This window comes from Caulobacter sp. P1_B12_2, assembly GCF_056406675.1.
The window spans coordinates 1-8,792 of the sequence record NZ_JBFTZS010000173.1; the positions used below are offsets into that span (position 1 = coordinate 1).

6 protein-coding genes are annotated in these 8,792 nt (G+C 66.5%); all 6 read right to left on the reverse strand.

Annotation, left to right across the window (positions count from 1 at the left end):
* The coding region (locus AC1DZ6_RS12490) for a multicopper oxidase domain-containing protein (RefSeq protein WP_477097496.1) at positions 1 to 728 on the reverse strand (728 nt) is incomplete at its 3' end.
* Between the two features lie 153 nt (positions 729 to 881).
* A complete protein-coding gene (locus AC1DZ6_RS12495; RefSeq protein ID WP_477097497.1) occupies positions 882 to 2,372 on the reverse strand; it encodes a tryptophan halogenase family protein in 1,491 nt (496 codons plus the stop codon).
* Between the two features lie 20 nt (positions 2,373 to 2,392).
* Complete coding sequence (locus AC1DZ6_RS12500) at positions 2,393 to 3,424, reverse strand: cupin-like domain-containing protein (RefSeq protein WP_477097498.1); 1,032 nt, start codon at positions 3,422 to 3,424, stop codon at positions 2,393 to 2,395.
* Between the two features lie 37 nt (positions 3,425 to 3,461).
* Complete coding sequence (locus AC1DZ6_RS12505; protein ID WP_477097499.1) at positions 3,462 to 4,184, reverse strand: SapC family protein; 723 nt, start codon at positions 4,182 to 4,184, stop codon at positions 3,462 to 3,464.
* Positions 4,185 to 4,318: 134 nt separating this feature from the next.
* Complete coding sequence (locus AC1DZ6_RS12510; protein ID WP_477097500.1) at positions 4,319 to 7,426, reverse strand: TonB-dependent receptor; 3,108 nt, start codon at positions 7,424 to 7,426, stop codon at positions 4,319 to 4,321.
* Positions 7,427 to 7,982: 556 nt separating this feature from the next.
* Positions 7,983 to 8,792: carboxylesterase family protein (locus tag AC1DZ6_RS12515; RefSeq protein ID WP_477097501.1), on the reverse strand; the 810-nt coding region annotated here is incomplete at its 5' end.

Genomic DNA, 8,792 nt, shown 5'->3' on the forward strand with positions numbered 1-8,792 from the left:
ATGCCGCTGGACACCTGCAGGGCCGTCGAGCCGTGCTTGTGCGGATGGTACCAGAAGGTGCCGGCCGGGTGGTCGGAGGGGACGTTGTACTCGTACTCGAAGGTAACGCCCGGATTGATCGAGATCAGCACGTTGTCGCTGTTGCCGGCCGGCGAGACCCACAGGCCGTGGGCGTGCAGGTTGGTGTCGTTGAAGCAATGCGGGACGTTCACGCCGCCGTCCGGCGTCTTGCACTTCTCGGCCGGCAGGCGCTTGCCGTCCTTGGTCTCGAACAGGTCGTTGGTCAGGCTGATCCGCACCGTCTGGCCCGGGCGCATGGTGATGGTCGGGGCCAGGAAGGGCGTGTTCGGATCGACCGACGAGCCGTGATACGAGCGCAGCAGCACCTTGTCCTGCGACAGGGTCCAGGGGTTGCGGACCGTGCCCTCGGTGAACTCGATCGAGAACTTGTAGAGAATGTTCTGGCGCGGATCGACATAGGTGTCGGCGCCTTGGACCTTCGGCGGCGCCGCTTCCAGCTTCTTGGGCGCCGAGAGCCGGGGCGGGGCCGGCTCGGCCTCTGGCAGGGCGGCGGGCGGGTTGGCGAAGACGTTGTCCAGCACCTGTTTCGCCAGCGCTTTGGGAGAGGCTTGGGCCAGGACCGGCGACGGCGCGGCCGCCCAGGCGGCCATGGCGGCCAGCGAGACACCGACCAGGGCGGCGGACCGCGTGCGAGCGTGAGACGTCATGATGTGCCCCTTCCGAGAACGCCTCGCCCCCGGCCGCCCGACAGGCAGACCAAGAATTGCAAGGCGGCGAATAACTACCAATACGCGAACTATTGCGCATCGGTCGTCGCTTGGAAAGGCGCAGCTTGAAGTGGAGCCGGTCCCCTGCCCGGGTCAGGCCGCCGGGATGCCGCAGTACCGTTGGAGGAAAGCCTGGTGGCCAGGCAGCTCTCCCACCGCGCGGGCGATGTTGCCGCTCAGGTCGGTCAGCGCCTGGCGCAATTGCTCGGGCGGCATCAGGCGGCCCATCTGGTGGTGGCCGACCGGTTCCAGCCGCTGGCCCAGCATGACCTGCAGCCAGGAATCGACCTGGAACAGCTCGCCCGGCGCCTGGAAGGCCTGGGCGCTTTCCCGGAACAGCGCGATCCGCTGGGCCAGGCTGTCGGGAATGTCCATCGTCCGGCAACGGTCCCAGAACGGACTGTCGGTCCGTTCGGTCAGCTTGTAGTGCAGGATGATGAAGTCGCGGATCTTCTCCAGCTCGTCGACGGCCTGCTGGTTGTAGCGGTTGACCACGGCCTCGCTGACGCCGTTGAACGGGAACAGCTGCATCAGCCGCGTCACGCCGATCATGATCAGGTGGATCGAGGTCGACTCCAGAGGTTCGACGAAGCCGCTGGCCAGGCCCAGGGCGACGCAGTTCTTGTGCCAGGTCTTGCGCCGGCGACCGGTGGCGTAGCGGATGACCCGCGGCTCGATCAGCCGCTCGCCGTCCAGCGCGCCCAGCAGAGTCTCGCGGGCCTCGTCGTCCGACATGTAGTCGCTGCAGTAGACCAGGCCGTTCCCGACCCGGTGCTGCAGCGGGATCTTCCAGCGCCAGCCGGCCTTGTGGGCGATGGCGCGGGTATAGGGCACGGCCGGACCGGTGGACTTGGTCTGCACGGCCAGGGCGCTGTTGGTCGGCAGCCAGTGGCCCCAGTCCTCATAGCCCGCCTTCAGGGTCTGTTCGATCAGCAGCCCTCGGAAACCGGTGCAGTCGATGAACAGATCGCCCTCGACCCGGTCGCCGTTCGCCATGACCAGGGCCTCGATGAAGCCGGTCTCGGCGTGCTGCTGGACGCTGGCGATCTTGCCCTCGATCCGCTTGACGCCCAGGCCCTCGCTCATCTTGCGCAGGAAGCGGCCATAGAGGGTGGCGTCCAGGTGGTAGGCGTAGTTCAGCTCGAACCCCTCGCCCACCGAGAACTTGTCGGCCTGCGCCGCCTTCAGTTCGAAGCAGTAGTCGCCCAGCTCGCCGCCGAAGCCCGCCGCCTTCGCCTGCATCCAGAAGTGATGGAAGCCGCCCATCCAGTTCGACTTCCCGACCTGGCCGAACGAGTGGATGTAGTGGTCGCCGATCTGGCCCCAGTTCTCGAACGAAATGCCCAGCTTGAACGTCGCCTGGGTGGCGCGCATGAACTCGGGCTCGTCGATGTCCAGCAGGGCGTTGAAGGTGCGGGCCGTGGGGATGGTCGACTCGCCCACCCCCACCGTGCCGATCTCGTCGGACTCGATCAGGCTGATCTCGAGCAGCGGCCCCAGCTGCTTGGCCAGCGCCGCCGCGGCCATCCAGCCCGCCGTACCGCCCCCGGCGACGACGACCTTCTTCACGACCTGATCTTGCATGGCGTCCCCTCCGGTCGTCGTCAGCGGTTCAAGCGATTGAGCAGATAGGCCCGCAGGCGCCGGGCCTTGCGGTCGTCCATCGGGCCAAGGTCACCGCGCGCGCCCTCGGGCAGATGCGCGCCGGCGCGGTCGGCGGGGCCGAAGATGTAGTAGTCGAACAGACGCTTCCAGGCCCGCTTCTCGAAATCGGGCCGGTCGCGCAGGCTGAGCACGCCGTGCAGCAGGGTGTTCATGGGGCTGTCCATGAAGTCCGGCGCGGCGTTCCASCAGTAGTTTATCAGCACGTTGAACGGATCCAGCGCCTCGACCTGGTGCCACCACAGGGCCGGGTAGACCAACACGTCGCCGGGCTCCAGCTCGGCGACCTGGGCCGCCGCCAGGGCGTCCTTGAACCGGGGGAAGCGCTCGAAATCCGGGGCGTCGAAATCGACCATGCTGACCGCCTGGCCGCCCGGCGTCGGGTCCAGCGGACCGGGATACAGGTTGTCGATCTGGTCGGGCGGGAACAGCGTGAACCGACGCCGGCCGACCGTGCAGCAGGCGATGTTGTTGGACATGTCGTAGTGAGCGGCGGCGACCGTGCGGTTGCCGATCCAGATGCTGGCCAGCGGCGTGGCGTCGCCCAGGGCGGCCAGGTCCAGGCCCAGGTCGTTCTCGGCGCGCAGGCCCGGCAGATAGGCGTCGATGTCGCTGGAGCCGATATAGAGCGACGGGCCGTCGGCGACGCCGAGCGTCTGTTCGATGCGCTCCAGGAACGCCCGCAGCGGCGTGCGCTCGGTCTGGAAGTTCAGGCGCGCGACGTCCTGGTCATAGCCGAACCGCCCCTTGATCTGCGGCGCGCCGGTATAGCCGACAAAGCGCTCGCCGCGATCGTGCGACAGCAGATAGTCCATGGCCGCGCGGGGCGAGGTCAGGCCGGCGCGCACCAGCGGCCAGTCGCGGGCCATGCCGCGAAAGATCGTCGGCTGTTGCCCCGCCAGGATGTCGTCGAACGGGATCTGGTCGGGCGTCACGCCCTCGACCACCGGCGTCTTGCGAGCGATGTCGATCATCGGATGTTCGCTCCCTCGATCTGGCGGCGGCTCGGACTCAAACCCCGGCGCGCTTGCGGTTCTTCAGCTCGACCAGGAACCCGACATTGCCCAGGGACGACAGCACCCACTGGGCGACGGCCAGGAATCCGGACCGGTGCAGCGCCTGCAGCCCTTCGCCGTCCAGTGCGGCGAACCGCTCCTGGGAGATCGTGTAGAGGTCGGGCAGCTCGTACTGGGTGTGGTCGTCCAGCTTGATCTCCACATCGACCGGCTCGATCAGGCCGTGGGCCTCGAAGGCCGCGAACATGGCCTTGCTGAACTCCAGCCCGTCATAGATCACGCCCAGCAGGCGCGCGACGTGCTGCAGATACGGCGAATTGCCGCCGGCCGGCAGGAACACCCGCTCGCCCCCGCCCTCGGCCTCCGCCGCGAGCACGCGAGGATCGTCGAGATCGACATGGATCATCGGCTCGCCGGCGCCGCTGCGCAGAGCGATCGAGAACGGTCCGCGCTGCTGGATGGCGGGAACGTAGCGGGCGTTCCATCCCCGCTCGTCGAGGAACAGGTTCTCGTCGCGGTCCAGGCCCAGCAGGGCCACCGACTGGAACGCCCCGTCGGCGTCCTTGCGGAAGAAGATCGGATACTCGCGCTGCACTCCCTCGAACTCGGTGGGGAAGATCAGCACCTGGTTGATGTCGTCGCCGAACCCGGCGTCGTGCCGGGTGACGACGCGCAGATCGCCATGGTCGACGTTGTTGAGCAGCACTCTGTTCGTCATGTCCGCCTTCCGCCCCCGCCACACGTCGCGGTTCGATGCGCGGTTACTGTAGAGAAGAAAGGGCCGCTGCGAACAGCGGCCCTTTCCCCCGACCTAGGCCGGGCCCGAGGACCCGGCCATCGCTGTCGCCCCCCTTAGAAGCGGTAGCGCGCTCCGAGCAGGAAGCGGCGGTCCAGTTCCTGGGCGTACCACAGCTCGTGTTCGTCGCGAGCGTAGGTGCGCAGGCTCTCGTTCAGCAGGTTGATGCCTTCCAGCGAGATCGCCAGCTTTTCCGTCACGTCGTAGCTGACGTTGAAGTCCACCTGCGCGAACGGCGCGACGAACACCGGGTTGCGCGAGCCGCCGCGGTTGGTGGCTTGCAGGAACTTGTCGCGCCAGTTGTAGGTCAGCCGCGCCGAGATCCCGTTCTTGTCGTAGATCAGGGTGGCGGCGGCCGTGTCGCTGAGACCCAGCAGGGCGAACTGGTCCTGGCCCGGGTCGGAAGCGATGTCGAAGCCGACGTCGCCGCGCACCAGGGTGTAGGYGCCCGAAACCCCGAAGCCGCTTTCGCCGAAGAAGTGCTGAACCGCGAATTCGAAGCCGTGGATCTTGCCGGTCTTGTTGTTGATCGGCTGGGCGACCTGGAAGGTGTACAGCGGATCGGCGGCGGTGGGCGACACGTCCGTCGCGGCCAGAACCTGGTCGACGAAGGCTTGGTTGAGGTCGCCGTTCGTACCGCGATTGGCCTGGAACACGGCCGTGGCGGCCGCGACCGAACCCGTGGTCTGGATCAGCGAGGTCATCGTGAACAGGTTCACGTCGGTCTGGTTGGCGCCGATCGTCGTCAGAGAGGCGCGGGCGTCGCCCGACCGCGTTCCGGCGACGCCGGAGCTGGCGTCACGCAGACCGAACAGGCTTTGGTTGAAGGTGCCCGTGCCCACGAAGTTGTTCACGCGCTTCTCGAAGAAGCCCGCCGAAACATAGCTGCTGGGCTTGTAGTACCACTCGACCGAGACATCGAAGTTGTCCGAGATCAGCGGCTGCAGTTCCGGGTTGCCGCGCGTGCCGAGCGGAATGGCCCCGTTGGCGACCGGGCGATTCGGCGCCTGGGCCGAGACCGAGGCGAACAGGTTGCCGTAGTCCGGCCGCGCGATCGTGCGGCTGAACGAGAAGCGCCCCACCACGTCCTCGACCAGCTCCACCTGGAAGTCCAGGGCGGGCAGCAGGTTGGTGTACTTGTTCTTGCCCGAGATGGGCGAGTAGGTCGACGTGGTGTCGACGCGGAAGTCGTTGTCGGCGGTCCAGACGATGGCCTGGGGCGTGCGGATCAGCGACACGGATTCCGACTTGGTTTCCTCGTAGCGCACGCCGGCGACCATGCTGGCCTCGCGGCCGGCCAATTCGCCCTTCCAGGTCAGCTGGCCATAGACGCCCCAGACGTCTTCTTCGACCTGGTTATTGTCCTGGCTGGTGACGCCCACCGCATTGCCGAGCGCGACATAGGGCTTCGACAGGGCGTTGTAGAGGTCGATCGCGTCGGCCCGGAAGGCCACCAGGCCCGCGCCGCTTTGCTTGAGATCGAAGTCGTCGAAGCGGCAGGACAGGCAGAATTGCTTGACCAGGCTGCCGGCGTACTGCTGCACGTCGCGCGGGTTCGAGATGCCCCAGCTGCCCAGGTCCTGCTGGGTGTTGATGGCGGCCTGCTTCATCTTCGAGTTGCGATAGTCGAAGCCGAAGTCGAAGCGGCTGCCGTTGTCGTCCAGGTCATAGGCCGCGTCGGCGCGGAATTCCTTGATCTTCTGGTCCTGGCTCTGGGCCGAGGTGCGCGCCACCTGGCTGCCCAGGTCGCCGATGCTGAGCACGCCGTTGCCGTCGCCGCGCGGCAGGGCGTCGTTGATCGTCACGGCCTGGACCGGGACCTTGCCGCTGTAGTCCACCGAGTGCGACGAGATGATCGGCGCGCCGATGCTGACCGAGGTCGAGCTGGTGCCGTTCGGCGCGTCGGGATCGCTCGACGCCTTGGAGACGTGGCCGTCCACCGAGATCTTGAAGCGGTCGTTGACGTCCCAGACGCCGTTCAGGCCGAACGACTGCAGCTTGTCCTCGTTGGCGCGATACTGCTGCTCGAAGCCCGTGTCCTTCGTCCCGCTGAGGGTTTCCTGCAGGAAGACGGCGGTGGCGACGGTGGGGTTCTTGTCGAAGGTCACCTTGTCGAACGGACGGTTGAACCAGTTGGTCTGGTCGTTACGGCGTTCGAACGACTTGTTGTCCGCATACAGGCCGTCGGCCGTGATCACGACGTTCTCGGTCGGGCGCCACTGCACGGTCGCCTGGGCGTTGATGCGCTCGCGGCTGCCTTGCGAGAAGTGGTAGCGGCTGTCGTTGGGGATCGCCACCAGGGTGCTGCCGTTGGCCGGCGCGTTGGTGATCTGGGTCGCGCCGCCGTTGCGGACGAAGCCGTTCGCCGGATTGATGAAGTCGGAATAGGTGCGGATGTTCCAGTCGTTCGACGTGGCGCTGCGGCTGGTGAAGTTGCGCTTCTGGTAGCTGCCGAACAGCGTGACGCCGAACTTTTCGTCCGCGTCGGTCCAGTTCAGCAGGCCCGAGACTTCCGGGGTGATCTTGGCCGCGCTTTCCAGCTTCTCGTCCATGCTGGTGTCGTAGACGGCCTTGGCGCCGATGCTGCCCGACAGGCCGCTTTCGCGGGCGTCGAACGGACGGCGGGTCTTGACGTTGATCGTCGCGCCGATGCCGCCCGACGGGATGCCCGCGCGGCCGGTCTTGTAGACCTCCAGGGTGGAGACGCCTTCCGACGCCAGGTTCGAGAAGTCGAACGAGCGGCTGGTGCCGGTCTGGAAGTCGGCCGACTGGTCGCCGCCGACGGTGGAGACGTTGGCCGTGGGCATGGTGCGGCCGTTCAGCGTCACCAGGTTGAAGCCGCCGCCGAAGCCGCGGACCGTGACCTGCGAGCCTTCGCCGTTGGAGCGGTCGATCGACACGCCGGGAACGCGTTGCAGCGATTCCGCCAGGTTGGTGTCGGGGAACTTGCCGATGTCTTCGGCCGAGATGGCGTCGACGACGCCGCTGTTGGAGCGCTTGATGTCCATCGCCCGCTCGAGCGAGGCGCGGATGCCGGTGACGATGATCTCGTCAACCGTGCTGCTGTCGTTGTTGCTCTGGGCCTGAGCCTGACCGCCGGCGAAGATCGCCACGGACAGCGCTATCAAAGACGCAGAAGTGTTCAGACGACGTTGTCGCTTCATAGCCGTTTCCCCGCACAAATGCCCCCACGCAGGAGCTTGGTTTTTTTGTTTCAGCACCGACAGGTTTGCCCCTCCGGTTTTTGCGATTCACGTCAAAAACCCTCGGATGTCGGCGAGTGCGTTAGCGGTAACATCAGTACGCGAAATCGGTCAAGCGCACGAAAAACGATTTTGACAGCGCTGTACCGGATCATTTTTCATACAAATGGCAGGAAACCTTGCGGAATAAGCGGATTGCCGTTTTTTTGACGAAAACGCCTTTTTCACAAGGCTTACCGATTGTTGCGGCATAGACACAGAACGCTGCGGCCACGCTTGCCTGGAGCTGGACCGCAACTTCGCGTTGACGCCAGGGTAACCTGCGTCGGAGAGCGCTCCGGGAGGTCGCCAGGCGAAACTCCGTTGACGCGACCGACAAGAATGTTACCGCTATCTTGGCTTTGAGAGCCGGCGCGCTCTTGTTCGCTTGCTCAATCCGCCCGTGGAACCTTCACGGGGCCGTCATCCTGGATGACGGCCCCGTTTTTTCGCGATCCATGATCGGCGCCCCCGGAGACTACGCCCCCACCGGATCCACCTTCGCCCACACCCGTCGCTCGGCCCCGAACCGGTCCGGGACCACGGTGCAGGCCACGTCCAGCACCATCGTCTGGCGGCTCTTCACGTCGTACGCCGGCCACGCGGGCTGGCCCGGCGCGCTGGGCTGTCCCGTCCGCGCGAAATTGGCCCACATGGTGCTGATGTTCTTGGCCGCCTCGAAGCGGTCGGCGCGGCTGCCGGCCAGGGTGGTGGGCGAGGCCACGGTGTTGAACACCAGCGGGATGTCGCTGGCGTGCATGGCCCCCAGCTCGATGTCGGTTCCGTCCATCTTGCGGTTGGAGCGGTAGGCGATGTTGTAGACATAGACCGGCGCCCGCCCCTGCGCCGCCTTGCGCTCGGCGGTGACCACCGAGCCGGCGCCCATGGCGTAGTAGCTGGCGGCCGCCAGGTAGAGGTCGCTGGGCGTCGCGCCGGGCCGGTCGGAGCGATAGGCGTCGATCAGCGCCTGGGCCTTGTCGCCGAACTTGCCCGAGAGGCGCTTGTTCAGCCCCGCCTCGTCCAGTCGGAAGGCCTCCACGTCCTTGCCCGTCCAGGCGAAGAAGGCCGCCTCGCTGTCCAGCCAGCCGATGATCAGCGGCTTGTCGGCGGCGCTGGCCGGGGCGGTCGGGTCGAACGGATGATGTGGCAGCAGGTCGCCGTCGAGGATCGGGCCATAGGTCCCGGGCGTCAGCGACTGGATGCCCCGCCAGCCGCCGCTGTCGCTCTTCACCTTGGCGTTCAGCGCCTTCTGGGCGGCCAGGATCTGGGGCGCGGGAACGTCCAGCAC

Bases quoted from the DNA above. Each gene is read 5' to 3' on its own strand.
- AC1DZ6_RS12505 (WP_477097499.1), bottom strand. From the start codon at position 4,184: ATGACGAACAGAGTGCTGCTCAACAACGTCGACCATGGCGATCTGCGC.
- AC1DZ6_RS12495 (WP_477097497.1), bottom strand. From the start codon at position 2,372: ATGCAAGATCAGGTCGTGAAGAAGGTCGTCGTCGCCGGGGGCGGTACG.